This is a genomic window from Rhodococcus sp. DT1 (assembly GCF_049844875.1).
Classification (GTDB): Bacteria; Actinomycetota; Actinomycetes; order Mycobacteriales; family Mycobacteriaceae; genus Rhodococcus.
Genome location: NZ_JBNCLW010000005.1, coordinates 377,824 through 404,239, shown reverse-complemented (window position 1 = coordinate 404,239; position 26,416 = coordinate 377,824). Strand labels below are relative to the sequence as shown.

Genomic DNA, 26,416 nt, shown 5'->3' with positions numbered 1-26,416 from the left:
TCCATGCCGCGTCCGCGTAGCGTGGACACGTGGGTATGCAGGACGGGTCGCGGCTCGCGAAGTTCGCGGCCGAGGTGGGATTCACGCTCGACGACTTCCAGATCGACGCCTGCCGTGCGCTGGAAGAGAACCGAGACGTGCTGGTCTGCGCCCCGACCGGAGCCGGGAAGACGGTGGTCGGTGAGTTCGCGGCCTACCTCGCGCTCGAGTCTCGTCAGAGCTCACCCACGTTCCGGCACTCGACTCCTCGCGGCACCTGCTTCTACACCACGCCCATCAAGGCGCTGAGCAACCAGAAGTACAACGACCTCGTCGAGCGATTCGGTGAGGGCGAGGTGGGCCTGCTCACCGGGGACATCACCCTTCACCCGCACGCCCCCGTCGTCGTCATGACGACGGAAGTCCTGCGCAGCATGCTGCATTCCCGCTCCCCCCTCCTCGACGGCCTCACCCACGTCGTGATGGACGAGGTGCATTATCTGGCCGACCGGGAACGAGGCGCGGTCTGGGAAGAGACGATCCTCTACCTTCCCCGCTCGGTGCGGCTGGCCAGCCTGTCGGCCACGGTGAGCAACGCCGAAGAATTCGGGGCATGGATCCGGCGGGTGCGCGGCGAGACCACCGTGATCGTCGACGAGGTCCGCCCGGTCCCGCTCACCCAGCACATGCTCGCCGGGGGGCGGTTGTTCGCCCTCTTCTCCCCCGGCACCGGGACCATCGACGACACCCTCGACCGTTACATCGCACATCGGCAACTCGCCGACGCCGCTCCATCCCCCGGAGCGAGGAAACGCCGTAAGCGCCGGACCTCGGCACCCCTTCCCGCGGGCGGTGATCGCCCGGAGATCGTGGCGCGGCTCGAGGCCGAACAACTCCTGCCCGCCATCTGGTTCCGCTTCAGCCGGTCGGGATGCGACGCCGCCGTCACCGAATGCCTCGACTCTTCCCTGCGTCTCACCGAGGCGGCGGAGGTCCCGCAGATCCGCGCGATAGCCGACCGGCACACGGCTTCTCTGCCCCCGGCCGACCTCGACGCGGTCGGCTACTCCGACTGGATCGAGGGGCTCGAGCGTGGATTCGCCGCACACCACGCCGGCCTCGTTCCGGCATTCCGGCACGCGGTCGAGGACCTGTTCACGCGCGGGCTCGTCCGCGTGGTGTTCGCGACCGAAACCCTCGCGGTGGGGGTCAACATGCCGGCCCGCACCGTCGTACTCGAACGTCTCGTCAAACCGACGGCAGCCGGACCTGTGCGCCTGACGCCCGGGGAATACACCCAGCTCACGGGCCGCGCCGGTCGGCGCGGGATCGACGAGGAGGGGCACGCCGTGGTGCTCTGGCAGCCCGACACCCTCCCCGCCACCGTTGCCGGACTCGCCTCGACGCGCGCCTATCCCCTGCACAGCTCGCTGCGCGTGGGCTACAACACCTGCGTCAATCTGATCGACCGCGTCGGCCTCGACGGCGCACGCACACTTCTGGACCGTTCGTTCGCCCAATTCCAGGCGGAGCGATCGGTGCGCGCGCTGTCCGACGCGGTACGGACGAATACCGCGCTGATCGCCGACCTCGAAGCCGAACTCGCCGATGCCGCAGGTTTCACGGAATACCGGAGCCTTTACGAGCGTCTCGCGTTCGCGCGCACCACGGCATCCGCGGACACCGTCACCGCGCTCGCCCGCGCGGTGCGTTCACACCCGGGCCACCGGCGGCCCGACCGGGCGCACCTCCTGGCCGTCGCGGGCCGGCTCGGCACCCTGGTCACCGACACGGAACGAATGCGCGTGCGGATCGAGGGCGTCACCGGACGTCTGCGCACCACGTTCGATCGCACCCTCGCCGTGCTCGAGGAACGCGGCTACGTGATCCTCGACCCGGCCGGTGAGTCGGCGTACGTCACCGACGACGGACGACGGCTCGGCCGGATCTATTGCACGAGCGACCTTCTGGTGGCCGAATGCGTGCGGACCGGAGCATGGGACGGGCTCGAACCCTGCGAGCTCGCGGCAGTGGTCTCGACCGTGCTCGGCGAGACGCGGCACCGCACCGCCGCGGCGTCCGGACGGACCACCCCGGCGGTGGACGAGGCCCTGCGCGTCACCACGCGCCTCTGGGGCGAACTGGCGGCAGCGGAACAGCGCCACGGTTTGACGGTGAGCCCCGACCCGGACCCGGTGGCCGTCGGGGCCGTCCACAGCTGGGCCCGCGGCGACGGCCTTGCCGCAGCGCTGCGCGTCGCGTCGGAATCGGGGCTCTCCGCGGGTGATCTCGTACGTCGCTACCTGCGCACCCTGGACCTCGTCGACCAGACCGGTCTGTGCCGCCGCGACGCCCTGCCTCCCGTGTCGTTCACGTTGACGTGAGCGGTGACCGCACGTCGCACAACTGCTCGGACAGCGACCACAGGCTCGCGGCGACGCCCCGGTCGTGCGACCGCGCGTTGGACTGCACCTTCCCGGGGTGTCCTCGCATCTCGAACAGGCCGCCGGGCCCGTAGAAACCGCCGGGTTCCGCATCCGCGGCGGTCGCGGCGTAGAGGGACGGGAGTGCTCCCATCGCGGCCGACTGACCGATGACCGGAGTCACCCACTCGACGAGCTTCCCGTACCGCGACTCGCTCCGGTACTGCAGGTTCGTCGACGAGTAACCCGGGTGTACCGCAAAGGATTTCACCGGTGATCCGTGCGCGGTGAGCCGTCGCTGCAACTCGTAGGCGAACAGGAGATTCGCCAGCTTCGACTGGCCGTACGCGGGCCACCGCTCGTAGCGGCGCCGCTCCCAGTTCAGATCGTCCAGATCGATCTTGCCGATCCGGTGCATGGTGCTGCTCACGGTGACGACGCGATCGGTGATGCGCCCGAGAAGGAGCATGGTGAGCGCGAAGTGGCCGAGGTGGTTGGTGCCGATCTGCATCTCGAAGCCGTCGGCGGTCCGCCGCAGCGGCACCGCCATGACGCCCGCATTGTTGACCAGCACATCGATGGTCGGGTGGGTCGCGGCGAGGTCCGCGGCGAACGCACGCACCGACGACAGGTCGGCGAGGTCCACTTTGCGCACCTGCGCGTTCGGACCGATGTCCGCGGCCACCTCCTCTCCCTTCGCGACGTCGCGGCACGCCAGCACCACCTGGGCGCCGGCACGCGCGAGCGCCCGCGCCGTCTCGGCGCCGAGGCCGCTGTTCGCACCGGTCACCACGACCGTGCGGTTGCTCTGATCGGGAATGTCGTTCGCTGTCCATGCCGCCATACCCCGCACACTACGTACGCATCCGAACCGGCAACAGGGCTCGCCGGACTCTCGCCGGACCGAGGCATTCCCTGTCTGCCCCGCGCCTCGTAGAGTGCACCCGGGCGCGAGTCCCGCAGGGGCACACGGGGGCGCGGACGAAGGGGAGGGGTTGCATCGATGGCGTACCGGAACGGGTCTGCCGACCGCGAGGTCGGCGAGGCACTGCGGCAGGGAGATCCCGCGGCGACAGCACGGCTGTACGACTTGTACGCGCCCGGATTGTTCGCGTACGCCTGCGGGTTCGTCGACGCATCGACTGCCTCCGATGTCGTGCACGACTCGATCTGGATCGCGGTGCGCCGAATCGACGCTCTCCGCGACACCGGCTTGTTGCGGGCGTGGCTCTACGCGATCGTCCGCTCCGAGTGTGCGCAGCCCGGGCGTGCTGCCGGCACGGTCGGCTTCGTTCCCGCCACCGATCCCGCGGCGCCACCGCTCCGTCCCCAGTTGTACGCGGTCCGCGACGCGGTGGGCAGCCTCGCCGCGATCGAACGCGAGGTCCTCGAACTGGCGGTGCGCCATCATTTCACCAACCAGGAGATCGACGCGATCCTCGGATCCGCCGCCGGAGACGGCCGCCCGTTCGCTCGCGCTCAGCAAGCGGTCGACCTGGCGGTACCGGCCGTTCCGAATGCGACCGGATTGTTCGCGGCCGTGCCGCCCGTCCCGCTCCCCCGCCGCCTGCGCGACCGTGTGCTCACGGCAACGCCCCTCGACACGGAACTCGCCGACATGGGACGCCGTATCGAACCGTTGAACCGGAACGGATTCCCCGTCGCCCGCCGTGGGCGCCGGAAAACGGCAGCGATCGCCGCGGTGGCAGCGGTGCTGGTCCTCGCCGTAGTCGCCGTGGTCGTCCTGCCAGGTTCGGAACCCGAGGAATTGTCGGCACCACCCTCTCCGACGTCCCGTTCGGTGGATCTTCCCCCGTCCCAGACACCCGTCGTCACGGCCTCTCCCGTAAGCAGATCCGAGACGCCGACGACGGAACCCCCGATCTCTAGCACCACAGCCGAACCCATCGTCGAGACCACCGTCTACCCCGGTGCCGACGCCGGCGCCGGCACGGTGATTCCGGTCGAGGAAAACGTGGTCACCACCTCTGCCCGCACCTCTCCACCCACCTCTCAGCAGGTGTCGGTCACGTCCACAACCCGCGACATCACTCGGTACCCGCGGCGGACGAAGCCCCAGGACGACAGTCGCTCGGAGGACAAGGAGCGGGACGAGCGCCCCGCGACCACGCCCCAGCCCACGACGCGCGCCACGCTCCCGACGACCACGCGGGCAGCGGCCCCCTAGCGCACCCGCCGATGCCGGTTGGTGTTCTCGGCGTCGACCGAGGGCCCGGCGACTCGTCGCTGTCACACGAGCGAGACGCAGCGGACACATCAGGGGCTTACCGTCGCGTCGTCGTCGCCCGTGTTCGCCGGACAGGAAGGAGCCACCGCCGTGGCGCCACGTCGCAGATCGGTGCTTGTCGACCGGCTCCGAGTGGACGTACCCGGACGGCCCCAGGACGCGATCCTCGAGGAGTTGCGGCGCGTGTTTCTCTCGGGCGCAGCACCACCGGGCACACCTATACCGGTGGGTGAGGTCGCGGAGATGTTCGGAGTCAGCCGCATCCCCGTCCGCGAGGCACTCAAGACCCTCATCGGTGAAGGACTCGTCACCCATCGCCAGAATCACGGGTACACCGTCGCCCAGTTGACGGCCGAGGAACTGCGCGAGTTGTATCTCGTCCGGGAAACACTCGAATCGGCCTCGCTCGCGGCGGCTGTGCACAACGCCACCCCGGAGGACTACCGGCTCGCCGAGCAATCACACAAAATACTCGAACGCGCAGTGCACGAGCACGACTCGCACACCTATCACCGCGAGAGCCGCGTGTTCCACATGACGCTCGCTCGCCCGTCCCGGATGCACCGGCTTCTGCACATGCTCGAATATGCCTGGAACATCACCGAACCGGTCCAGCCGATGGTGCACGTGAGCGACGCGGAACGTGCCGACCTGCACCACGAACACCAGGCCATGCTCGACGCGTTCCTCGCGCGTGACACCGAGCAACTGCTCGCGGCCTACGAGCATCACAACCGGCGCCTCGACGCAGCCATCGCGACGCTTGCGGCAGGTGCCGGGCTGCTGCCCGCGGAAGATATACAGTTCGGGTAATCCTGCGGCAACCTCGCGCAATTAGCGTTCGGCGCATCGAGTTTCCCCACCGCCCAGGAGCACCCATGACCGAAGTGCTGATACCACGCGACGACGCCCCCGTTCCGGGTCCGTCCGCCGCCGATTACGATCCGCGGCTCACCAACGACGACCTGGCACCGCTGAAGAACCAGCGCTGGGGCTCGTACAACATCTTCGCGTTCTGGATGTCCGACGTACACAGCGTCGGCGGCTACGTCACGGCCGGGAGCTTGTTCGCATTGGGCCTGGCGAGCTGGCAGGTCCTCGTCGCCCTCCTGGCGGGCATCACCATCGTCTACTTCTTCTGCAACCTCGTGGCCAAACCGAGCCAGGCCACCGGTGTTCCCTATCCGGTGATCTGCCGCAGTGTCTTCGGCGTGCTGGGTGCGAACATCCCCGCCATCATCCGCGGACTGATCGCGGTGGCGTGGTACGGGATTCAGACTTTTCTCGCCTCGGCCGCACTCGACGTGGTGCTCATCAAGCTGTTTCCCTCGCTCGCCCCGTACGCCGTGGTCGCCGACTACGGGTTCGCCGGGCTGTCCGCTCTCGGCTGGGTCAGCTTCCTCACCCTGTGGGTGCTGCAGGCATGCGTGTTCTGGCGCGGCATGGAGTCCATCCGGCGCTTCATCGACTTCTGTGGGCCCGCCGTGTACGTCGTGATGTTCCTGCTGTGCGGATACCTGATCTCGAAGGCCGGCTGGAGTGCGATCGACCTGACGCTGGGCGATGTCACGCACACCGGCTGGTCGTCGGTGCCGGTCATGCTCGGCGCAATCGCCCTGGTGGTCTCGTACTTCTCCGGCCCCATGCTGAACTTCGGAGACTTCTCCCGGTACGGCAAGTCGTTCGGCGCCGTCAAGAAGGGCAACTTCCTCGGTCTCCCGCTCAACTTCCTGGTCTTCTCGCTGCTCGTGGTGATCACCGCGTCGCTGACGCTCCCGGTCTACGGCGAACTGATCACCGACCCGGTCGAAACCGTCGCCCGTATCGACTCCACCTTCGCCATCGTCCTCGGAGCACTCACCTTCGCGATCGCCACGATCGGCATCAACATCGTCGCGAACTTCATCTCGCCGGCGTTCGACTTCTCGAATGTCAGCCCGCAGAAGATCAGCTGGCGGGCGGGCGGCATGATCGCCGCGGTCGGTTCGATCCTCATCACCCCGTGGAATCTGTACAACAACCCGGAGGTCATCCACTACACCCTGGAAACCCTCGGTGCCTTCATCGGCCCGTTGTTCGGCATTCTCATCGCCGACTACTACCTGGTCCGCAAGCAGAAGGTGATCGTCGACGATCTGTTCACGATGTCCGAGAAGGGCGCCTACTGGTACAGCAAGGGCTACAACCCCGCTGCGGTCGTCGCCACCGTCGTCGGTGCGGCCGTCGCGATGACCCCGGTGCTGTTCAACAGCGCCCCCGGCATGAGCACCGCTGCGCAATACAGCTGGTTCATCGGGTGCGGGCTCGGCTTCGTCGTCTACCACCTGCTCGCGACCCGCACCCGGTGGGCAGTCCGCATCCCCGAGACCGCCCCCGCGCAGGAAGCCGTCTGATCGCATGTTCCTCAAGGTCGTCAACCCGAACACCACGTGGGCGATGACCGCCAAGATCGAGGCGTGTGCCCGGGCCGTCGCAGGCCCGGGCACACGCCTCGAGGCGGTCAGCCCGGAGATGGGACCGCCGTCCATCGAAAGCCACTACGACGAAGCACTTGCCGTCCCCGGTCTGCTGGCGGAGATCGAGAAGGGAGAGCGCGACGGTGTCGACGGTTACGTGATCGCCTGCTTCGGCGACCCGGGTCTCGATGCGGCGCGGGAGATCGCGACCGGACCGGTCGTGGGAATCGCCGAGGCCGCCATGCACACCGCGACCCTTCTGGGCCGGAGTTTCTCGGTCGTCACGACACTGGGCCGCACGACCGGGCGGGCCCGGGACCTTGCCGGCCGGTACGGCATGCGCGACTCGTGCCGGGGTGTGCACGCGTGCGAAGTCCCCGTGCTGGCGCTCGACACCGATCCGGACGCTCGCAAGATCGTCACGGAAGCCTGTCTCGACGCGTTGTGCGCAGACGGATCCGACGTCGTGGTGCTCGGCTGCGCCGGGATGGCAGACCTGTGCGCCCGGATCTCGGCCGACCTCGGCGTCCCCGTCGTCGACGGTGTCACCGCGGCAACGCTGACGGTGCAGTCGCTGGTCACGATGGGACTCGTCACCGGAGGAAAGCGCGGTGAGTTCGCGCCTCCGCCTCCGAAACGTTATTCCGGAATGATGCAGAGCTTCACAACAATCCGGTGAGGCGCCGCGAGCCGTCGTGAAGGAATGTCAGCTGGTCGTACTCCGCCGGGGACACGCGTAGCGGCGACCCCTGCAAGCAGAGCCCCCCGACCACCTCGGCATCGTGGTTGCGGATCGGCACGGCCAGCGCCGATCGTCCCACGCGGCATTCCTGATTCTCGAACGCGTGACCGACGAGCCGGGTCCTGGACAGCTCCGATTCGAGAACATCCGGGTCGCAGACGGTGTACTCGGTCAGTTTGCGGAGTTCGAGACCCACGCTCATCCCGGGATTGTGGGCGAGCATCACCTTTCCGAGCGCGTTCGAGTGAAGGTTCTTGGCCAGCAGCGCGATACCGACGATCTCGTGGTCGGGGTCCTGATCGACGAACCGCAGCCTGCCACCGGCGAACGAGGCCACGTGCAACCCGAAACGGGTGTGCGAGCGCAACTCCTCGACCGTCTCGTGCAGTGTGGGTGAGGTGTCCGTCTCCACCGCGGCACGGGACAGTTCGGCGGTGCGCCGCCCGAGAGCGAAGCCCGACAGGTCGGGTACGCGCACCAGGAAACCTTCGGCAACAAGCAGATTGAGCATCCGGTAGGCGGTCGTGGGGGCAACATCGGCAAAGTGGGCGATTTCCTTCGCTGTGGCACCCGGTCCGAGATGCGCCACGGCCTCGAGCATTCCCAGTGCTTTCTGTACAGCCTTGGGCTGCTGCCCACCGAACCCCACTGCGGCGTCGGACTGGGTGGTCATCGCCGGTCTCCCGGCAGCGAATGAGCCGAAACGAGTTGCGGTCGTCCGTCGTCGTCGAGTACCAATTCGCCTGCGCCGGGCAGCAGGTCGGTGGTTTCCGGGCTGTCGAAGGCGCCCATCGTCGCCAGCGACTCCGGCCGGAGCCGCTTCAGCACGGCCGCCCACACCACGCCGGCCAGTCCGACGACGAGCACGGCGGTCGGTATCCCCCACTGCCCGTCGCTGATCCCGGAGAGCGTGAGATATCCGAGCAGTCCGGCGCCCACGCAGGCGATACCCACTGCGACCACGGTGGTCGTGCGGGCATCCTCGCCGATACGTCGCAGGAACCTCAGACACGAGACGGCGAGCAACGTGTAGGCACCGACCACGGCGACCTCGACGAAACCGTCGAACACGATCGAGTCGCCGAGGAAGATCACCAGGTACATCCACGCGCCGATCACCACCGCGGCGGTGAACACGATCACTGCGACATACGGTGTGCGGAACCGTCGATGGACACGGGACAGGCGTCGTGGAACGGTGCCCTCGATGCCCATCGCCAGCAACAGCCGCGAACCCGCCTGCGCACATCCCAGGGCGGATGCGAACCAGGAGAAAGTCACTCCGACCTTGACCGCCACCACCATCGCAGTGCTCGCTCCCGAGGCAGTGCCCTCGAAATACGCGGCCACGACCACGTCCGCGTGCCCGGTCAGTGCGGCCCATCCGGCGAAGACGAAAACTGTTCCGCACAGGATCGGGGTGACCAGCACTGCCCGGGTCACTGTGATCAGGGGTCGCCTGGCCTCGGCCCCGAAGAACGCCGCGCTCTCGAATCCCGCCATCCCGAACACCACCATCAGCGCCAGGAACGGCAACGTTGCGGCGGTGCCGGGTGCGACCGAGGAGGTCGGAGTCCCGGAGTCGGTGACCATCAGTGCGCAGATGACCACCAGTGAACACAGTTCCACGACGAGGATCGCCCGCGTCGCGAGACGGACACCGCGCACCGCAATGGTCGCGACGACACCTGCGACGAGCCCCGCGCACACCAGCAGCGGTACAGTCCCGGACACGGCACTACCGAGAGCGGTGGCGATTCCCAGCAGGCTCACCGCGGAGTTGGCCAGAACCGAAATCGCGATGCCGAGATAACCGAGCAGCAGGGCCGCGCCCATGGTGAGGGTGGCACGCCGGGGAAGTCCCTGGAACGCAAAGCTGTACAACGACCCCGCGGCAGCGAGCCGGCGGGTGAACTGGGAGATGCAGAACGCGACCGCGACGACCACCGCGGTGGTGCCGAGGATCGCCGCCAGCCCTGCGACTCCAGGATCGGCGGAAATGATCCACGAGGCGATGAAGATCATTCCCGTCGCGGGGGCCACCGTCGACAGGGACTGACCGATCAGGTCGATCTGCGAGAGTTGACGTCGGTTCAGCGCCCGCAGGGGAGAAAACACCGGTGTGACGGCCGGTGCCGTATTCCGGGATCGCGCGATCGCCGCTCCCAGCGCACCACCGATCCGTGACCCACCACCGCCACGCCTGCCGCTCGCCACGGGCACTCCGATCGTCCGTCGGCCCGTCTTCGGACCCGGGCCACCAGCGGAAACAGTAGAACTCCCGTGTTTCCACTTGGTTTCTTCGCCTCATTTGTCTCATTCGTTTCAGAAGTGTGGCGCACGTGACGGTCGTGTGAATCCAAGTGGAAATCGGGGAAGCCCCCGCCACCTGCCACAACGCCGCCTTCCTGCCCTCCGCCGCGATCCGCGTCACACCCCGCCCCGGGTGACCAGCACAAACAGGTCCGGAACGTTGCAGGACACTTTTCCACTCGGCGACCGCACAGTGTTTTCCTGCGCGACGCAAAAGTGCCGCATCTGCTCATCAGGATTGGCCCGACGACAGAGAGGGCGTGATCCATGTTGTGGGCGATGGTCGCATCGATACTCGGGGGGACGCTCCTGCTCGCGGGCATTCCGAAGCTCCGCGACCGGGACGGGCTTCTGACCGTGGTGAAGGGGTACCGGCTGCTGCCGCACCGAATGGAACGTGTGGTGGCGGGTTCGCTGCCGCTCGTCGAGGTTCTGGTGGGAACCGCATTGATCCTCGGGATCGCCGGTGTGTGGGCGGCGTCGGGCGCCGCACTGCTGTTCGCCGCCTTCGCGTTCGGGCTGACAGCGAACCTGGCGCGGGGGCGGCGTGATCTCGACTGCGGTTGCTTCGCGTTCTCTGCCCACGAAGTGCCGAGGATCGGGTGGTTCCACGCGGTCCGCGCGGCATCGTTCGCCGTCGCCGCACTCGTCCTCGCGGCGACCGGTTCCGCGGAGATCGCTCCGCTCGAGCGACTCATCGGAGCGGCGAGCGGCCTGCTGGTCGTACTGGCTGTGGTCGCGGTCGTGCAGATCAAAGCCGTCGTGCACGTCGGCCGGCGTCCGGTCGACGACTACCTGACCTCCGCGTCGATCAAACTCCGCGCTGTGAGCGCCGAGTCGCGGTACGGCTCCTAACCCTCTCTTCAGCCCCACCTTGCACAGATAGGACTACTTCGATGACAACATTTCTGCTGGTGGCCGTCGTGGTGCTGACCGTCGCGGTCGCACTGCTGTTCCTCATGACCCTCGCGCTCGCACGGGAGATCGGCCGCGTCCAGGTCCGGCTCGGTCCCCTCGGAGCGCGGATGATGGATACCGGCCCGAAGGTCGAGCAGGCCGGCCCGTCGTTCGCCGGGCTCGTCGATCACGTCGGCCGCTCCGTGCGGGTGGGCGGGCACCGCGACAAGGCGCAGTTGCTGATGTTCACCGCGCCGAGTTGCAGCACCTGCAAGAGTCTGCTGCCCGGCCTGCGTGCGATGGCCCGCGCCGAAACCGATCTCGACGTCGTCATCGTCTCGGACGGCACGCCCGAGGAACACCGGGAGTTCTTGGCCGGCAGCAATATCGGCGACGAACTGAGCTACATCGACGCCCGCGACGTGGGCATCGCCTACCAGGTGGGCACCACACCGTACGGGGTGATCCTCGACGAGCACGGCAAGATCCGCGGTAAAGGCCTGTGCAACCACATGGCCCAGGTCGAGAGTCTGCTCAACGCTCTCGAGTCCGGCACTCCGTCCCTCCAGCACCTGCATGCGCAGGCGAAGTCTGCCTGACCCGTCCCGAGAGAGAAGGAGCCTATGCCATGGAAGAACACAACATGACCGAGAACCGATATCCGGTCGATGAGGACACCGTCCGCGAACAAGCGGACTGGATGGCGGGCAAAGGTGGATCCTTCGTCAGCCGCACAGGACGCAAGCTGTCCGAAAGCACCTCGCGCCGTTCGATGCTCAGCAAGATCGGCCGCTGGACAATGGGTGTCTCGGGTGTCGCGCTGATCAGCTCGCTGCCGGTCACCCGTAGCGCGATGGCACAGGAACTGCCGCCGGAGCCCGCGCCCCCCGAGGTCCCGGATCCGCAGTTCATCACGTTCGACGGCAAAGATCCGGCGGAGTGCGAGTACTGGCGCTGGTGCAACATGGACGGCACCTCGTGCGCGGCGTGCAACGGCGGCGGTGTGACCACCTGCGCTCCCGGCAGCCGCCCGGGCGCAGAGTTCTGGGTCGGCTGCTGTACCAACCCGGATACCGGAAAGACCTATCTGATCGCCTATTACGACTGCTGCGGCGCACCGTCGTGCTCCAACGCTTTCTGCGGCGAACCCGACATGCAGGCCATCATGTACAACCCCGTCTCCGGCAGCTACGACCAGGAGATCATCTGGTGCGTCTCGGACGAGTCCCAGGCGTACACCTGCACGATGGCGCCCATCATCGGCGAGGACTGCCAGACCCGCCCCGCAGCTCGTCCGAAGGTCGGTGCCGGAGCATGACATCTCGATCCAGCAAGCGCATTCCCCGTACCGCCGCGATCGCCGTTCCGCTCGCCGCCGCGATCGTTCTCACCGGATGCAGTTCGGGCGACGACGAAAGTCCCGCCGCCGGCGAGGTCACCTATCCGACCGTGCCTTTCACGACACCCGGTGAGGGCATCGGTCTCGGTAGCGAGGACCAGGAGATCGGCTCCACCTTCCCCGAACCGGTGCACGTTTCCGAGATCGAGCCGATCAAGTCGACCGACCTGCTCGCCGTCGGTGACGGTTACGGTCTCGAGATCGGACTCAATGCGCTCGATCCCGTAACCGGGGTCGCGGCAACCCGTTTCGTCGTGGGCCCAGGCATCTGGGATCCGGTGATTCACGGTTTCGTCGGCGAGACACCCGCCGATCCCGCTGTCATCGCGGCCGAGGTGTGGCGTCCGCGCGGTTCCCGCGGTGCCGCCGACTTCACCGTCAGCACCTATTCGGGCAACCTGCTCGAGCCGTCGGAAGCCCTCCTCCCCGACTACGCGCGCGTCCACTCGCGGCCGGGCTCGAATGCGGTGACCTCCGACGGAAAGTACTTCGTGACCTGGGACGACGGCTTGTACGGCGTGCGGGTCGTCGACCTCGAGGCGAAGAAGGAGAGCGGGGCACTCCAGATCATCGGCTGCGGCCCGTTCACCTGGATGGTCGGGCACGAGCTCTACAGCGTCTGCGAAGACACGCGCGAGCTGATCCAGATCTCGATCGACGACGCGGGTGTTCCCACCGAGACCGCGCGGGCCAAGGTCCTGCCCGACGATTTCGTCAGCAACCGCACGGTCACCTGGGCCGACGACGCCGACTCGGCACTGCTGGTGGGGGCGAACGGCGACGTGTTCGTCCTCGATTTCTCGAACGGTCTCCCGTCGGACCCCGTAACGCCGATCGGCAACGCGGGGCAGGACTCCGGGCGGTTCGCGGGCAATGCCATCAACAACACCGGAACCCGGATCGCAATCGAATACACCGACTCGGTGGTCCACCCCCACTCCGCTCGCGGCGGTGACGTCGTGAAGATCGACCTCTACGACGCAGCCACGTTCGCGCCCGTGAAGACCCTCGATCTGGCGACGCTCGGGCTCACCAGCATCGCCAGCATGGCTTTCTCGGTCGACGGTGAGACGCTGTACGTGGTGGGCGACGGACCCGAGGTGGAGGGCGAATCGGCACAGACGATCGTCGGAGTCTCCGCCGAGACCGGCGACAAGGTCAGTTCGGCCGAAGTGACCGGCACCGTCGACGACGTCAGCACCCTCCTGACCCCACAGGTGCTGGAATGACTCGTTCGGGCCCTACCCTCGATCGCCGCGGTTTCCTCCGCGTCGGCTCCCTCGGAGCCGGCGCGGTGGGACTCGGAGTTCTGGGTCTCGGTGCGGCGTCCTGCGGTTCGGGCCCGGCGGCGGATCCCGCCACCCCGCTTGATTACATCACCGCCACCGATCCCGAGATTGCGGCTGCGGAGCAGGCGCGCGGGTGGAACGGGCGTGAAGTGGCTGCCTCACTGACGGCAGCGGTGGCGACCGTCGACCTCGGCGGACGTCTCGTCGAGACGTGGTCGTACGGCGGTCGCGCGGTGGCACCCGAACTGCGGGCGAGCGTGCGCGACAAGATGCTCGTGTCGGTGCGCAACGACCTCCCTGCGGATACGACGGTTCATTGGCACGGCATCCGGATCCGCAACGACATGGACGGTGCTGCACCGGCCACCCAGGATCCGATCGGTCAGGGCGGCGACTTCCTCTACGACTTCGTCGTTCCCGACCCGGGCACGCACTGGTACCACTCGCACAGTGGGCTACAGGCCGACCGCGGCCTTTTCGGGGCACTGGTGGTGGAGGACCCCGACGACACGTCGGGCGCCGACGTCGACTTCACCCTGGTCCTCGACGACTGGGTCGACGGACTCGGGACGACCCCCGATGCGGTACTGGCCGCTCTCAATCCCGCGATGACGGGTGGGCACGGCGGTCACGGCGGCCACGGCGGGGGCGCGCCGGCGGAACCCTCTCCGGAGGAATCGTCGGTGGCGCACACACTGGTGAACGGGGGGCACGGTTCGTCCGTGCCTCTCGGGGGCATGACCCAGCACATCGGATACCCGCTGCACCTGATCAACGGACGGCCGCCGAACGACCCCGAGGTCGTCACGGCTGCACCCGGCAGCCGCGTGCGGTTGCGGATCGTCAATGCCGCCGCCGAGACGCCGTACCGGTTCGCGGTGGCGGGCCACGAACTGACCGTGATCGCCGCCGACGGCTTCGACGTCACTCCCACCACCACCGACACCCTCATCATCGGGATGGCGCAGCGGTACGACGTGCTCGTCACGCTGAAGTCCGGTGCGTGGCCGATCGTCGCGAAAGTCGAGGGCCGGGACGGGTATGCGTCGTCGGTACTGCGCTCGAACGACGCCGCGCCGCTGCCGAACCCCGACGTCGGGGGTTCGATCGCAGAACTCGGCGGACGTCTGCTTCCCGAGAGCGCACTGCGGCCGGCCGATTCGGTCCGCCTGGAATCTCGTTCGCCCGACAGGGATTACCGGGTGGAGCTGATCCAGGCCGGGGACCGCTACGTATGGGGTATGGCCGGGCCGGACGCCGGAAAACTGGTGATGCGCGAAGGCGAACGGATCCGCATCACGATGGCGAACAACAGCACGATGTGGCACCCGATGCACACGCACGGACACACCTTCGCGGTGCCGGAGTACGGAGGACTCCGGCGCGACACCGTCAACGTGCTCCCCGGCACCGAACTCGCCATCGAGTTCGATGCCGACAATCCTGGCGAGTGGATGTTCCACTGCCACAATGCCTATCACTTCGAGGCAGGGATGACCGCGAACCTGCGGTACATCCGATGAGAGGACAGCTGTGAAGAAACTGACAACCCTTGCCGTGGCACTGGTCGCCTCCGCCGCGCTGACCGCGTGCGGTTCGTCCGACACTTCGGACGAACCTGCCGTGGTCATCGATGTGGCGAACATGGCCTATTCGCCCGCCTCGGTCACGATCGAGGCCGGGCAGACCGTGCAGTGGCGCTTCGACGACAACGGCCTGCCCCACGACGTCGCGGGTGACGGTCCGCTCGAAGGCATTCTGCAGAGCGAACTGCTCACCGAGGGCACGTACGAGTACACCTTCGACGATCCGGGCACCTACACGTACCACTGCACGCCGCACAAGTCGATGGTCGGCACCGTCATCGTCCAGTAGTGCGGCAGCCGGTAATGCTGCACCACAACCGAATCGGACGCTGGGCGATCACCGCCGGGATCGCCGCAGTGCCCCTGACGGGATGCGCCGTCGCAGACACTCCCGACGCGGTGATCGAGATCAGCAATGTGCAGTTCAGTCCGATGGACGCCACGGTCGGAGTCGGCGACACCGTCGAATGGCGGTTCGACGACGGCGGCCTCCTCCACCACGTGGAGTCGCCCGGCGAGTTCGACAGCGGGATCACCGGCGACGGCACCTATTCGTACACGTTCGACCGTCCCGGCACCTACACCTATACCTGCTCGATCCACCCGTACATGACCGGAACGGTCACCGTCCGCTGAGAAACGAGCGGAATTTTCGTACACAGCAACGACTCTGGAGGTTTCCGATGACCACCGTCCTCACCCACGAACCGATCTCCACCGATCTCCCCGACATCCGCCCGACGCTCGCGGGTGCCGTATCCACCACTGCGCGGCTCGGCCTGGCCGTCGGTGCCGCAGTGGCCGGCGCCGGTGCCGCGACGCTCGCGGCACCGACGGCAGCGACGGCTCTGACCGCCGCAGTCGTCGGCGCCGGGCTCGTCACGTCACTCGCGGCGAACTGGTCCACCTGCGGAATGTCCGTGGCCGGTGTCGTCGCGGCTCCGAAGCAACCCGGACGCAAGGGTGCGTCCACACCTGTCCGCCGCTTGGGCTGGCACGCGCTCGGGTCGGTGACCACCGGTGCCGTCACCGGTGCTGCCCTCGGCGCCCTCGGTTCGGTCACGGCGGCAAACCTGTCTCCGTTGTGGTTGCTGTTCGGATGGGCCGTGTTCGCGCTGGCCTACGGCTTGCACGAGATCGGCGTCGTGTCGATGCCTGCTCCGATGCGACGGCAGCAGTTGCCCCGGCACCTGCGCCGGACCATGTCTCCGTGGAAGGTGTCGCTGCTGTTCGGCGCGATCATCGGCCCCGGATTCCTGATCTTCATCCGGTCCAGCGCGTACTACCTGCTCGTGCTCGGTGTGCTCGCCGTCGGGTCGCCCGCCCTCGGCGCCGCGATGTTCACCGTCGTGTCCCTCGGCCGGTGCATGCCGAGTGTCGCAGCGATCGCGCACACCCGTCGCGGTGGCTCGATGCCGGGCTTCCTGTCGGTGATGTGTGTCGTCGACCGCCGCGTGCAGGCCGTGACGGGTGCCGCCCTGGTGGGCCTCGCCGCGTTCGCCGCGATCTCGCTGATCTGACGCGGGCATACCGACGCAGGTGCCCCGGATCTTCACGGATCCGGGGCACCTGCGTCGAACCTGTTCTCAGAGACCGAACTGCACACCCGTGACGCGCTCGGACAGCTCCCACAGCCGGCGTGCCGCCTCGGGATCGCGAGCCCGCGCGGAGCAGCCCGCGGTGTGCGGCGACCCGTAGAGTTCGAGAAAACCGTCGGGACCGATGTAGCCGCCTCGCAGTCCCGGCTCGGTGGCGGCGTAGAGCACGGATTCGGCGCCCTGCTCCGGGGTCCGCTGCAGAATCTTCTTGCCGAACCCGAAGAGCCGGTCGAACCAGGTGCCGGTGTGGCTTCCGACCTCGGTGGCCGCATATCCCGGATGTGCGGCGAGCGACCTGACCGTTGATCCGCTCGCGTCGAGTCGCCGAGCCAGTTCGAAACTGAACATCAGGTTTGCGAGCTTCGACTGGGCGTACGCGGCAGCGCGGTGGTACCGCCGCTGCTCCCAGTTCGGATCGTCCAGATCGACGCGCCCGAGGCGATGCGCGGCGCTGGAGACGGTCACCACCCGATCCGTGACCATGTCCAGCAACAGTCCCGTCAACGCGAAGTGCCCGAAGTAGTTGGTGCCCATCTGCATCTCGAATCCGTCGGCGGTCCGCTGCAGCGGTACGGCCATCACACCGGCGTTGTTGATGAGCACGTCGATCGTCTCGTGGGTGTCCCGCAAGCCGCACGCGAACTTGCGCACCGAGGCCAGTTCGGACAGGTCCAATCGGTGCACCGACGCCCTCGGGCCTATCGTCTCGGCGACGCGCGCACCTTTGTCCACGTTGCGGCACGCCAGGACGACGTTGGCGCCGGCAGCACCGAGCGCTATGGCCGTCGCCTCCCCCACGCCGCCGGTCGGACCGGTCACCACGAAGGTCCGGCCCACCTGCGACGTGGACGCGTCAGGCGCCAATCGAGTTCTTCATCATCGGAAGCATCGCCCACAGTTCGTCCTGCCAGTAGCCCCACGAGTGGGTGCCGGCGATCGGGAACGAGAAGTGGGCGGTGTCGATTCCGAGCGTGGCGAGCCGTATCTGGAATGCGCGGTTCTGGACACGGGCAATGGACTCGAGACCCATCGCATTCGCCGTGTTGAACACACCGATCGCCGAGTCGGGGCGGTCGTGCTGTCCGGGAAGACCGGTCGACGCGGAGATCCACATCGGCAGTCCCCGCAGCATGGGAGCGGCGACGAAGGGATCGTGCCGGAGCCACGCCGGATCCCACGGCGGGCCCCACATCGCGTCGGAGTTGTAGCCGCCGGCGTCGAGCATCGCCAACCGGATGGCTTCCCGCATGCCGGGTGCCGACAGGTTGAGGTATCCGGACATCGACCCGGCGAACGTGAACTGGTCGCGGTGATGAGCCGCGAGGATCAGTGCCGCGTTGCCGCCCATCGACAACCCGACCACGGCGTTGCTGCCGCGACTGATCCCGTAGACGGCGGCGAGATGGTCGGGAAGATTCCGGGTCAGGAACGATTCCCACTTGTACGTGTAGGGCTGCGCGTTGAAGTTGCTCGGGGCGTACCAGTCCGCGTAGAAACTCGACTGACCACCGACCGGCATGATCACGTTGACGCCGTGGTCCGAGAGCCACGCGGCGTTGGTCTCGTGCTCCCACCCGCTGACGTTGTCGGTCGCACGCAACCCGTCGAGTAGGTAGACCGCCTTGTTGCTGCCGTTGTTCGCGCGCCAGATGCGAACCTTGATCTGGCCGACGCCACCGGGCGCTGCGACCCAGTCCTCGTGGAATCGCGAATACGGGTCGGCGGATGCGGTGCCCGCACTCACCCCCGTGAACACGAGCGTCAGCGGAAGAACCACGGCCACGAGCAGGCGGACGAGAGCGCGCCGACTCGGTCGCCGACTCATAGTTCCGGACGAGTTCTTCACACCAAGATCCCCCTTGCACATGTGTAACATTCGTCACTTCCGACCCAGGCTATGTGGGTGCGGATACCCGTTGAAGGCTTACACACAATCGTTATCCTGCAAAGCCCAACCGTTATCCCGCGGAGCCCCAGAAGGCCCGGAAACACGCCCCGCTACCGTGGGAGTCGTGCCCGACGCTCCGCTCCCCATCCGCGACGGTCTGAACCCGTCACGACTCCGTCTACCGGAAAACAGCAGGTGGGACACGGTAGCCGAGTATCTCGTCGAGCGGTTCCCGGATGACGCCCGTCGAATCCGGGAGAAAATCCGAGACGGCGAAGTCGTCGGTGGAGACGGAACCGTGATTACCTTCGGTACGCCCTACCGCGAGCGTTCGTTCGTGTATCTCTACCGTGATCCTCCGGTGGAATCACGCGTGCCCTTCGACATCGACATCCTGTATCGCGACGACACTCTCCTCGTCGTCGACAAACCCCACTTCCTGGCGACGACACCCCGCGGATCCTGGGTGGCCGAAACCGCTCTGGTGCGACTGCGCCGGGAACTCGATCTGCCGGAACTCTCGCCGGTCCACCGGCTCGACCGGCTGACCGCCGGTGTCCTCGTCTTCACCGTCCGTCGCGAGGCTCGTCGCGCCTACCAGATGATGTTCGAACAACGCCTCGTCGAGAAGGAATACGAGGCGATCGCACCCCGCGCCGACGACCTCGTCTTTCCCCGCGAGGTGAGCAGCCGCATCGTCAAGGAGAGGGGCTCGCTGCAGGCACGGGAGGTGCCGGGGCCGGTCAACGCGGTGACGCGGATCGACCTTCTCGACACGGACGGTGACATCGCCCGGTACCGCCTGCGTCCCCGGACCGGAAAGACGCATCAGCTTCGGGTCCACATGAGTTCGTCGGGCATCCCGATTCTCGGCGACAATCTGTATCCGGATGTGTACGACGTTGCCCCCCGGGACTATTCGAACCCCCTGCAGTTGCTCGCCGCTGCCGTCGAGTTCGACGACCCCGTGACGGGTCGCCGGACCCGCTTCGCAAGCCGCAGAAACCTGTCAGCATGGAGGCACCACACACCAGGACCCCGTTGACGGCACGGGTTCACGTCTTGGAGGTTCTCATGGAGATCGGCTCCGTTTCGCGTACCTACGACGGCCGCGTCGCCCTGCGTTTCCAACGGGCCTTCCCCTATTCGCCGGATCGGGTGTGGAGGGTGCTCACCGACCCCGAATGCCTTCGGTGCTGGTTTCCCGCGGCCGTCGAATTCGAACTCGCGCCCGGCATACCCGTCGAGTTCCACCGCGCCGACGAGCGCGCCGGTGGTTCGGGACCGCTTTCGGGGCACACCAGCGACGGCAGCATCCTGGTGGTGCGGCCGGGCCACGTCCTCGAGTACCTCTGGGATTCGGACGTGGTGCATTGGGAGATCGCCCCGGACGGCTCCGGCGGGTGCTGGCTCACCCTCACCCACACAGCCGAGGACGAGGACGACGCGCTCGCGCACGGCGCGGGCTGGCATGCCGGGTTCGAGGTGATAGAAGCTCAGCTCGAGGGCCGGCCCATCGACTGGTCACCCCGGGAACGGGCGGCCGAGCTGGCCGAGCACTACCGCCGGCCGTCGGCCTGACCCGCCGTGACGATGTGGTTCTCCTCCGGCGCGTCGCGTTCCGACACCCTGTCGACAATTTCCGTGGCCCACGATCCGATCGCGTCCCAGTCGCGGAAGTCACCGGCCTTGACGCCCCACATCCGCGCAATCGCACGCTCGCCCGCACCGAGAGTCGACGGGTCGAGCTTGCCCGTCAGCATCCGGTGCCCGCGCGCACCCGTCCGATTCTCGACGGACGACACCCCGTACGAGCTGTTCGCAGCGCGAAGGCCCTTGGTCACGGGAACGGATGAGAAGAGGAAGACGTCTCGATGACGCAACGCGTCCTCGTGCGCACGCACGAACGCCCGAGCCGCCCGGAGCCATCGGAACCGGTACACCGGGCTTCCGAGCACGACGGCGTTGTACCCGTCGAGGCTGCCGACCTGCTCGGGGGGCACCACGTCGACCTGCGCACCGCGGTGCCGCATCGCCGCGGCCAGCGCCGTGGCGATCTCCGCCGTGGAGCCGTGCTTGCTCGCCGCCGCCACCAAAATCCTCATGCCCATCCTCCGCTACTCGCGAGTACGCACCATGATCACGTGCCACATTCCGTTCGGCCAGGGTCGAAGGACCCTTCGCCCGCCCGTTTCGCGTCACACACGCCGACGATTCGGGACATTCCGGACACGGGATGGCAGTGTGGGATTCGGGTACCCACCACAGACCCGAACAGGAGTTCATAGATGCCTCAGCGCCCCACCGTGTCGTCGGCCACCGAAACGGAACGGAAATACACGGCCGGAGGCTCGGCGTCACTGCCCGACCTGACCGGACTTCCGCGCGTGTCCGTCGTCGAGGTGGATACGGTGGAGTTGTCCGCGCAGTATTACGACACCGCCGACCTACGGCTCCTGCAGTCGGCAATCACCCTGCGACGACGTGAGGGCGGAGACGACGCCGGCTGGCACGTCAAGCTCCCCAACGGGGCGGACACCCGGACCGAACTTCACTTTCCCCTGGCCGACGCGGACGGGAAGTCCGCGGACGAGCCCCCTGCCGAATTGATGAATCTTCTCGTCGGAGTGCGGCGCGGACTGCCGGTCTCCCTCGCGGCACTTCTCACGACGACCCGGCATCGCCACCGGATTCGCGGGAAGGACGAGACGCTGCTCGCAGAAGTCGTCGAGGACGATGTCGTAGCGGTGCGCGGCGGCGACGACGAAGAAATGCACTGGCAGGAGATCGAGGTCGAAGCGGGCTCTTCGCTGGGCCGCGGCGACCGGTCCACACTGCTCGACGCCATCGAGGAACGTCTCACCGCCGCCGGGATCGTCCGCTCGCCCAGCCCGTCCAAGGTGCACCGCGTTCTGGGCGACCTCCTCCCTGCGGCACCCGAACTCGGCGAGGCCGCCCGCTTCCTGCGCGACTATCTCGCGCGCGAACTCCACGCGCTGGAACTGTCCGACATCGCGGTACGCCGCAACGAGCCCGACGCGATCCACAGCATGCGCAAGGCCTCTCGTCGTATCCGGAGCGCCCTGCACACCTACGCCGACGATTTCGCTCTCGGCGACGCCCTCGTCGACGAACTCCGGTGGTTCGGCCGCCGGCTCAGCCCGTCGCGCGATCTGGAAGTGCAGTGGAAACGCCTGGCAGGCCAGGTCGACGAGATTCCGGGCGACCGCCACCGCGAAGCAACGAAATCACGTATCGACGAGTACTTTTCGGCCAAGACGGGCGCGGCGCGCACCGCTGCACTCGCGACCCTCGATTCGGAGCGGTATCTCGTGATGCTGCGTTCCCTCGACGACCTCGTCGGCGGGTTGGGGAGCACCCCTCCGGCGCGATCCCGTAAGTCCGCGCTGGACCCGGAGAAACTGACGCGCAGCGTCGCTACGGTGGCGAAGAAGGTCGACAAACGTGTTGCCCGCGTTCGGAAAGCACACGATCCGCACGAACGTGACGAACTGATGCACCGGGCACGCAAGGGCGCCAAGCGGATGCGCTACGCGATCGAGGTGATCGCTCCTCTGCATCCGAAGCGCACCGCCCGGATCCTCGACCGATTCGACGAATTCCAGGACATGCTCGGAGAGTTCCAGGACTCCGTCGTTTCCCGAGAACACCTGTTGGACATCGTCTCCGATCAAGGTCACACCGCCGAGTCCAGCTTCGGCCTGGGAATCCTGTATCGGCTCGAGACCGAGGTGGGCCGGCGCCAGGCAGCCCAACTGGAACCCGCGTGGAAAAGTGCCCTCGGATCGGCCGGGAAGCTCTGGGAATGAGCAGGTCCTCCGACTCTGGCACGGTGCTCGCCGAACCGACATGATGGAGAACAGGCGACTGAGGAGGTAGCCACATGGGCGTCCCCGACACGATGCGGGCATGGCGCGTCGAGTCCCCGGCTCCGATCGAGGCCCGTCCCCTGAAGTCCGTGCGCGTTCCGGTCCCCAGGCCGGGACCCGACGAATTGCTCGTACGTGTCCTCTCGTGCGGGGTGTGCCGAACCGACCTGCACGTCGCGGAAGGAGACCTCCCGGTCCACCGCCCGGGCGTCGTGCCGGGCCACGAGATCGTCGGGGAGATCGTCGGCGGCGACCTGGGAGCCCATCGCCTCGGTGACCGGGTGGGGATTCCGTGGTTGCGGAGCACGTGCGGACGGTGCCGGTATTGCCGCCGCGGAGACGAGAACCTCTGCCCTCGTTCCACATACACCGGATGGGATGCAGACGGTGGTTACGCCGAATACGCCACGGTTCCGCGCGACTACGCTCTCGCACTGCCCGGGGGATACACCGACGCAGAACTCGCGCCGCTGCTGTGCGCGGGGATCATCGGGTACCGGGCCCTGCTGCGTGCGTCCCTTCCGGAAGGCGGTGTGCTCGGTGTCTACGGCTTCGGCGGCAGCGCCCATCTCGCCTCCCAGGTCGCGATCGCACGCGGTGCGCGAGTACACGTGATGACACGTGGCGCAGATGCCGCATCGCTGGCGCTCGAACTCGGCGCGTCCTCCGCGCAGGGCGCCTACGACCCTCCACCCGAGCCCCTGGATTCGGCGATCCTGTTCGCCCCGGTGGGAGATCTGGTACCGCTTGCCCTGTCCGCGTTGGATTCCGGCGGAACACTCGCTATCGCAGGGATCCACCTGAGCGATATCCCGACGCTGAACTATCAGCGACATCTGTTCAGGGAGAGGCAGATTCGAAGTGTCACCGCCAACACCAGATCGGACGCGCAGGCTTTTCTCGAGTTCGCGGGCGAGCACAGAATGCACGTGACCACGACGCCTTACCCGCTCGAGCACGCCGACCGCGCCTTGGCCGATCTCGCGGCCGGCCGATTCGCCGGAGCTGCGGTCATCGTGGCGTAGCGTAATCCCCGTAGTCGATCACGGCGTGCGGCCGGACACGGCAGCGCCGATCGTCACACAATGAAAACGAACAAGGAGACATCGATGAGCACACCGAGCAACCGAAACGCTGTCGTCGCAGGCGTCGACGGTTCCGATACCGCGGCAGCGGCCGCCCGGTGGGCCGGCGCTCTTGCCGCACGTCTCGAGGCACCGCTGCACCTGGTGCACTCGCTGCCCAGCGAGGGCATCTTCTACAGCGAAGCTGCCGTCCTGATCCAGTCACAGATGGTCGAACAGCTCAAGGCGGACGGTGAGGCGCTCCTCCGGGACATCACCGCGAAGGTTCACGCCGACCAGCCGGATCTCGAGATCAAGAGCTTCATCGGCCCCGGACCCGCCGCCACGTCGCTGCTCGAAGCCGCCGACGACGCACGGATCGTGGTGCTCGGCGCCACCGGCGCCGGTGCCGTCGAGAACTTCCTGCTCGGCTCGACCGTGCTGCGCGTCGCGAACAACGCACCGTGCCCGGTCGTGGTGTGGCGTGGCGACACCGCCAACCCGCTGCCCGATGCCCGACCCATCGTGGTCGGAGTCGACGGAAGCGAACTGTCGGCTGCCGCAGTCCGTTACGCGTTCCAGGTTGCTTCCTTCCTCGGCGCACCGCTCACGGCCGTGCACTCCTGGATCGGAGACTCCGCCCTCGGGGTGGGCGCCACCGCCGCGCTCGTCGACTGGGATGCTGTCGCCGAATCCGAATCGGCCGTGCTCGCCGAGGCACTGGCAGGCTTGCAGGAGGAGTACCCCGACGTCGAGGTCCAGCGCGTCCTCGACCGCGGCCCCGCGGCACGAGTGCTGCTGCGGCACCTGGGCGACGCCCAGCTCGCCGTCGTCGGCAGCCACGGCCGCGGTCAGTTCCGTGCCGCACTGCTCGGCTCCACCAGCCAGAATCTGCTGCACAAGGCACCGTGCCCCGTGCTCGTCGCACGCAAGATCTGATCCGCTCAGCGACTGATCCGCTCAGCGACGCGGAGCCGGTTCCCGTTCACGGGCGGCTCCGCGTCGCGCCGGCAGGGCGCTCCCGGTCGAGCTCTCACCAGGGAGCGAGTCCGAGTTCCCTCTCGAGCCATGCCTTGTCGACCGCGCTGCTGTCGGTCGTGTCCACCACGAGCGCGGCGGGCCACTCGTCCCGGCGTCGCAGTTGCACGGCAAGCACTGCTGGTGTGGCGTCGGACGGATCGTCGTTCCGTTCCGCGCGGGCACGGATGCGTTGCTCCAGTACCGCCGGGTCGGCACGGCATTCGATCTCCACGACATCGGCGGACGCCGCCGCTGCAACCTCGCGGGCGCGGACCCGCTGCGGCTCCGACAGCCACGTCGCATCCAGGACCGCCGACCGTCCGTGAGCAAGTTCGGACGCGGCCCTCGCCAGCATTTCCTCGTACGTCGCGCGCGTATGCCCGGACGAGTAGAGCCCACTGTCGACGCCGTCGCCGGTGCGGTCCGTCGGGTCGATCCCGGCGAGTTCTTTGCGGATGACATCGCTGCGCAACACGGATGCGTCCAGATACTCACCGATCGTCCGGGAGAGTGTGGACTTCCCCGTGCCCGTCACACCGCCGACCAGCACGAGCCTCACACGCGCGCGCTCGAGGTTGCGTTCGACCTGCTCGACGAAGTTCAGCGCGACCGCGCCGGACGCCTCGTCGCCCTGTTCGTGCCGAAGTGCGGTCACCTTGGCGCGCACCAGCGCGCGATAGGCGACGTAATGGTGCACCAGCGAGCGCGACGGTGCGTCGCCGGAGGCCGCCGCGTAACAGCGGAGCAGGTTCCGAGCGGAGTCGACGGCACCGGATCTCTCGAGATCCATTGCAAGAAAGGCGATGTCGAGAAGACCGTCACCGTAGCGCAGTTCGTCGTCGAATTCGAGGCAGTCGATGATCCGCGGTCCGTCGTCGAGACAGAAGATGTCGTCCGCCAAAAGATCACCGTGACCGTCGACCGCACGCCCCGAGGCGATCCGCTCGGTGAACAGCGGCGCCCTGCCGTCGAGGTAACGGGTCGCGGCGGACCGGATGCGCGCGACCGTCGCCGCGGCCGTACCGCCCACCTTCAACCGTTCGAGATGGTCCAGGCTCAGCGTCCAGAGTTCGCGAAGGAACTCGACCGACGCGCACCGGTCGATTGCCGGGTCCCGGGGCGACGCGGCATGCAGGTCCGCCACCTGCCGCGCGACCGACTCGATGACCTGCTCGACGTCCTCACCGCGCCGGACCAGCATGGCCAACCGCCGGTCGTCGGGCAACCGGACCATCTCGACGAGGTGTTCGCACACCTGCCCGTCGGGTCCGTGGACATCGGCAACACCCAGATAGACGTCCGGTGCCATCCGCCGGTTGAGATCGACCTCGCGGTGGCAGGCACGCTCGCGCGCTGCCCGGGTCCGGTTGTCGAGAAAGCCCAGATCCAGTGGCTTCTTCATCTTGTGCACACGATCACCGACGAGGAAGAGCACCGACGTGTGCGTCTCCCGCATCGCCGCATATCCGGCACCGCCTGTTTCGGTGAATCCTGCCAAAGCCGATCTCCCGTCCATGGGTACCGCGCCCTGCGCGCCCTCCACATTCTCGTCCCGACCGCCGAACCGTACACCGGTTCGTACCGGCTTTTCTCACGCAGATGCGCCGAGTGAACCCGCCTCGTC

Annotated in this window: 25 protein-coding genes; 18 read left to right on the top strand and 7 right to left on the bottom strand. The window is 67.4% G+C overall.

Annotated elements, in window-relative coordinates:
- The first annotated feature begins 35 nt into the window (after positions 1–35).
- Entirely contained in the window at positions 36–2,363 is a 2,328-nt protein-coding gene (locus tag ACLQ3J_RS15240) for a DEAD/DEAH box helicase (RefSeq protein WP_425903867.1), read from the top strand.
- Here ACLQ3J_RS15240 and ACLQ3J_RS15235 read toward each other — a convergent pair.
- A complete protein-coding gene (locus ACLQ3J_RS15235) occupies positions 2,350–3,246 on the bottom strand; it encodes an oxidoreductase (protein WP_422423231.1) in 897 nt (298 codons plus the stop codon). The genes ACLQ3J_RS15240 and ACLQ3J_RS15235 overlap by 14 nt on opposite strands.
- 159 nt (positions 3,247–3,405) lie before the next feature.
- On the opposite strand from ACLQ3J_RS15235, the gene ACLQ3J_RS15230 reads away from it, so the two are divergent.
- The 4 genes from ACLQ3J_RS15230 to ACLQ3J_RS15215 all read left to right on the top strand — a co-directional run bounded on the left by ACLQ3J_RS15230 (position 3,406) and on the right by ACLQ3J_RS15215 (position 7,785).
- Positions 3,406–4,590 (top strand): sigma-70 family RNA polymerase sigma factor, encoded by a 1,185-nt coding sequence (locus tag ACLQ3J_RS15230; RefSeq protein ID WP_422423230.1) that lies wholly within the window; start codon positions 3,406–3,408, stop codon positions 4,588–4,590.
- Between the two features lie 150 nt (positions 4,591–4,740).
- The gene (locus ACLQ3J_RS15225; protein ID WP_169651914.1) at positions 4,741–5,463 is read left to right on the top strand and encodes a GntR family transcriptional regulator; all 723 of its coding nucleotides are present in this window, start codon (positions 4,741–4,743) and stop codon (positions 5,461–5,463) included.
- A gap of 65 nt (positions 5,464–5,528) precedes the next feature.
- Complete coding sequence (locus tag ACLQ3J_RS15220; protein ID WP_422423229.1) at positions 5,529–7,043, top strand: NCS1 family nucleobase:cation symporter-1; 1,515 nt, start codon at positions 5,529–5,531, stop codon at positions 7,041–7,043.
- Between the two features lie 4 nt (positions 7,044–7,047).
- The gene (locus ACLQ3J_RS15215; protein WP_296551054.1) at positions 7,048–7,785 is read left to right on the top strand and encodes an aspartate/glutamate racemase family protein; all 738 of its coding nucleotides are present in this window, start codon (positions 7,048–7,050) and stop codon (positions 7,783–7,785) included.
- Here the strand turns inward: ACLQ3J_RS15215 and ACLQ3J_RS15210 are convergent.
- Together ACLQ3J_RS15210 and ACLQ3J_RS15205 are read right to left on the bottom strand one after the other, a co-directional pair.
- On the bottom strand, positions 7,769–8,521 hold the full coding sequence (locus tag ACLQ3J_RS15210) for an IclR family transcriptional regulator (RefSeq protein ID WP_422423227.1): 753 nt from the start codon (positions 8,519–8,521) through the stop codon (positions 7,769–7,771). The genes ACLQ3J_RS15215 and ACLQ3J_RS15210 overlap by 17 nt on opposite strands.
- On the bottom strand, positions 8,518–10,065 hold the full coding sequence (locus tag ACLQ3J_RS15205; RefSeq protein WP_296551052.1) for an APC family permease: 1,548 nt from the start codon (positions 10,063–10,065) through the stop codon (positions 8,518–8,520). Before ACLQ3J_RS15205 ends, ACLQ3J_RS15210 begins: the two co-directional genes overlap by 4 nt.
- A 375-nt stretch (positions 10,066–10,440) precedes the next feature.
- On the opposite strand from ACLQ3J_RS15205, the gene ACLQ3J_RS15200 reads away from it, so the two are divergent.
- The 8 genes from ACLQ3J_RS15200 to ACLQ3J_RS15165 are packed head-to-tail and all read left to right on the top strand — an operon-like array spanning position 10,441 to position 16,852.
- Positions 10,441–11,016 (top strand): MauE/DoxX family redox-associated membrane protein, encoded by a 576-nt coding sequence (locus ACLQ3J_RS15200; RefSeq protein WP_296551051.1) that lies wholly within the window; start codon positions 10,441–10,443, stop codon positions 11,014–11,016.
- A 41-nt stretch (positions 11,017–11,057) separates the two neighbouring features.
- Positions 11,058–11,657, top strand: a complete 600-nt coding sequence (locus ACLQ3J_RS15195; protein WP_169621220.1) for a redoxin domain-containing protein — start codon at positions 11,058–11,060, stop codon at positions 11,655–11,657.
- A gap of 29 nt (positions 11,658–11,686) precedes the next feature.
- A complete protein-coding gene (locus ACLQ3J_RS15190; RefSeq protein ID WP_206036962.1) occupies positions 11,687–12,376 on the top strand; it encodes a methylamine dehydrogenase light chain in 690 nt (229 codons plus the stop codon).
- Positions 12,373–13,686, top strand: a complete 1,314-nt coding sequence (locus ACLQ3J_RS15185; protein WP_425903763.1) for a hypothetical protein — start codon at positions 12,373–12,375, stop codon at positions 13,684–13,686. The genes ACLQ3J_RS15190 and ACLQ3J_RS15185 overlap by 4 nt, the downstream gene beginning before the upstream one ends.
- On the top strand, positions 13,683–15,269 hold the full coding sequence (locus ACLQ3J_RS15180) for a multicopper oxidase family protein (protein ID WP_296551049.1): 1,587 nt from the start codon (positions 13,683–13,685) through the stop codon (positions 15,267–15,269). The genes ACLQ3J_RS15185 and ACLQ3J_RS15180 overlap by 4 nt, the downstream gene beginning before the upstream one ends.
- Before the next feature lie 10 nt (positions 15,270–15,279).
- Positions 15,280–15,621 carry a cupredoxin domain-containing protein gene (locus ACLQ3J_RS15175; RefSeq protein WP_296551048.1) on the top strand — a complete coding sequence of 114 codons (342 nt, stop codon included), beginning with the start codon at positions 15,280–15,282 and terminating at the stop codon, positions 15,619–15,621.
- A gap of 14 nt (positions 15,622–15,635) precedes the next feature.
- Positions 15,636–15,968, top strand: a complete 333-nt coding sequence (locus ACLQ3J_RS15170) for a plastocyanin/azurin family copper-binding protein (RefSeq protein ID WP_422423258.1) — start codon at positions 15,636–15,638, stop codon at positions 15,966–15,968.
- A 47-nt stretch (positions 15,969–16,015) separates the two neighbouring features.
- On the top strand, positions 16,016–16,852 hold the full coding sequence (locus ACLQ3J_RS15165; RefSeq protein WP_425903761.1) for a methylamine utilization protein: 837 nt from the start codon (positions 16,016–16,018) through the stop codon (positions 16,850–16,852).
- A 66-nt stretch (positions 16,853–16,918) separates the two neighbouring features.
- Here ACLQ3J_RS15165 and ACLQ3J_RS15160 read toward each other — a convergent pair whose 3' ends face one another.
- The gene (locus ACLQ3J_RS15160; RefSeq protein ID WP_378528104.1) at positions 16,919–17,794 is read right to left on the bottom strand and encodes an oxidoreductase; all 876 of its coding nucleotides are present in this window, start codon (positions 17,792–17,794) and stop codon (positions 16,919–16,921) included.
- Positions 17,784–18,755, bottom strand: a complete 972-nt coding sequence (locus tag ACLQ3J_RS15155; protein WP_169651921.1) for an alpha/beta hydrolase — start codon at positions 18,753–18,755, stop codon at positions 17,784–17,786. The genes ACLQ3J_RS15160 and ACLQ3J_RS15155 overlap by 11 nt, the downstream gene beginning before the upstream one ends.
- Before the next feature lie 187 nt (positions 18,756–18,942).
- Between ACLQ3J_RS15155 and ACLQ3J_RS15150 the strand changes: the two genes are divergently transcribed.
- Positions 18,943–19,863 (top strand): pseudouridine synthase, encoded by a 921-nt coding sequence (locus ACLQ3J_RS15150; protein WP_296551044.1) that lies wholly within the window; start codon positions 18,943–18,945, stop codon positions 19,861–19,863.
- 29 nt (positions 19,864–19,892) lie between these two features.
- Positions 19,893–20,399 (top strand): SRPBCC family protein, encoded by a 507-nt coding sequence (locus tag ACLQ3J_RS15145; RefSeq protein ID WP_169621228.1) that lies wholly within the window; start codon positions 19,893–19,895, stop codon positions 20,397–20,399.
- Here ACLQ3J_RS15145 and ACLQ3J_RS15140 read toward each other — a convergent pair.
- Positions 20,378–20,923: a flavodoxin domain-containing protein gene (locus ACLQ3J_RS15140; protein WP_169621229.1), complete on the bottom strand. Its 546-nt coding sequence runs from the start codon at positions 20,921–20,923 to the stop codon at positions 20,378–20,380. The two genes, ACLQ3J_RS15145 and ACLQ3J_RS15140, sit on opposite strands and share 22 nt — an antisense overlap.
- Positions 20,924–21,106: 183 nt before the next feature.
- Between ACLQ3J_RS15140 and ACLQ3J_RS15135 the strand changes: the two genes are divergently transcribed.
- The 3 genes from ACLQ3J_RS15135 (at position 21,107) to ACLQ3J_RS15125 (ending at position 24,711) form a co-directional block, all read left to right on the top strand.
- On the top strand, positions 21,107–22,648 hold the full coding sequence (locus ACLQ3J_RS15135; protein WP_425903758.1) for a CHAD domain-containing protein: 1,542 nt from the start codon (positions 21,107–21,109) through the stop codon (positions 22,646–22,648).
- A gap of 92 nt (positions 22,649–22,740) precedes the next feature.
- A complete protein-coding gene (locus tag ACLQ3J_RS15130; RefSeq protein ID WP_425903865.1) occupies positions 22,741–23,733 on the top strand; it encodes a zinc-binding alcohol dehydrogenase family protein in 993 nt (330 codons plus the stop codon).
- An 84-nt stretch (positions 23,734–23,817) separates the two neighbouring features.
- Positions 23,818–24,711 carry a universal stress protein gene (locus ACLQ3J_RS15125; protein WP_169621231.1) on the top strand — a complete coding sequence of 298 codons (894 nt, stop codon included), beginning with the start codon at positions 23,818–23,820 and terminating at the stop codon, positions 24,709–24,711.
- A 94-nt stretch (positions 24,712–24,805) separates the two neighbouring features.
- Here the strand turns inward: ACLQ3J_RS15125 and ACLQ3J_RS15120 are convergent, their stop codons facing one another.
- A complete protein-coding gene (locus ACLQ3J_RS15120; RefSeq protein ID WP_378528101.1) occupies positions 24,806–26,308 on the bottom strand; it encodes an AAA family ATPase in 1,503 nt (500 codons plus the stop codon).
- Positions 26,309–26,416: the final 108 nt, after the last annotated feature.

What these genes read in the sequence shown, in the direction of transcription:
- ACLQ3J_RS15240 (WP_425903867.1), top strand. Translation starts at nt 36, where the DNA reads ATGCAGGACGGGTCGCGGCTCGCGAAGTTCGCGGCCGAGGTGGGATTC.
- ACLQ3J_RS15235 (WP_422423231.1), bottom strand. Translation starts at nt 3,246, where the DNA reads ATGGCGGCATGGACAGCGAACGACATTCCCGATCAGAGCAACCGCACG.
- ACLQ3J_RS15230 (WP_422423230.1), top strand. Translation starts at nt 3,406, where the DNA reads ATGGCGTACCGGAACGGGTCTGCCGACCGCGAGGTCGGCGAGGCACTG.
- ACLQ3J_RS15220 (WP_422423229.1), top strand. Translation starts at nt 5,529, where the DNA reads ATGACCGAAGTGCTGATACCACGCGACGACGCCCCCGTTCCGGGTCCG.
- ACLQ3J_RS15215 (WP_296551054.1), top strand. Translation starts at nt 7,048, where the DNA reads ATGTTCCTCAAGGTCGTCAACCCGAACACCACGTGGGCGATGACCGCC.
- ACLQ3J_RS15210 (WP_422423227.1), bottom strand. Translation starts at nt 8,521, where the DNA reads ATGACCACCCAGTCCGACGCCGCAGTGGGGTTCGGTGGGCAGCAGCCC.
- ACLQ3J_RS15200 (WP_296551051.1), top strand. Translation starts at nt 10,441, where the DNA reads ATGGTCGCATCGATACTCGGGGGGACGCTCCTGCTCGCGGGCATTCCG.
- ACLQ3J_RS15195 (WP_169621220.1), top strand. Translation starts at nt 11,058, where the DNA reads ATGACAACATTTCTGCTGGTGGCCGTCGTGGTGCTGACCGTCGCGGTC.
- ACLQ3J_RS15190 (WP_206036962.1), top strand. Translation starts at nt 11,687, where the DNA reads ATGGAAGAACACAACATGACCGAGAACCGATATCCGGTCGATGAGGAC.
- ACLQ3J_RS15185 (WP_425903763.1), top strand. Translation starts at nt 12,373, where the DNA reads ATGACATCTCGATCCAGCAAGCGCATTCCCCGTACCGCCGCGATCGCC.
- ACLQ3J_RS15180 (WP_296551049.1), top strand. Translation starts at nt 13,683, where the DNA reads ATGACTCGTTCGGGCCCTACCCTCGATCGCCGCGGTTTCCTCCGCGTC.
- ACLQ3J_RS15170 (WP_422423258.1), top strand. Translation starts at nt 15,636, where the DNA reads ATGCTGCACCACAACCGAATCGGACGCTGGGCGATCACCGCCGGGATC.
- ACLQ3J_RS15165 (WP_425903761.1), top strand. Translation starts at nt 16,016, where the DNA reads ATGACCACCGTCCTCACCCACGAACCGATCTCCACCGATCTCCCCGAC.
- ACLQ3J_RS15155 (WP_169651921.1), bottom strand. Translation starts at nt 18,755, where the DNA reads ATGAGTCGGCGACCGAGTCGGCGCGCTCTCGTCCGCCTGCTCGTGGCC.
- ACLQ3J_RS15145 (WP_169621228.1), top strand. Translation starts at nt 19,893, where the DNA reads ATGGAGATCGGCTCCGTTTCGCGTACCTACGACGGCCGCGTCGCCCTG.
- ACLQ3J_RS15140 (WP_169621229.1), bottom strand. Translation starts at nt 20,923, where the DNA reads ATGAGGATTTTGGTGGCGGCGGCGAGCAAGCACGGCTCCACGGCGGAG.
- ACLQ3J_RS15135 (WP_425903758.1), top strand. Translation starts at nt 21,107, where the DNA reads ATGCCTCAGCGCCCCACCGTGTCGTCGGCCACCGAAACGGAACGGAAA.
- ACLQ3J_RS15130 (WP_425903865.1), top strand. Translation starts at nt 22,741, where the DNA reads ATGCGGGCATGGCGCGTCGAGTCCCCGGCTCCGATCGAGGCCCGTCCC.
- ACLQ3J_RS15125 (WP_169621231.1), top strand. Translation starts at nt 23,818, where the DNA reads ATGAGCACACCGAGCAACCGAAACGCTGTCGTCGCAGGCGTCGACGGT.
- ACLQ3J_RS15120 (WP_378528101.1), bottom strand. Translation starts at nt 26,308, where the DNA reads ATGGACGGGAGATCGGCTTTGGCAGGATTCACCGAAACAGGCGGTGCC.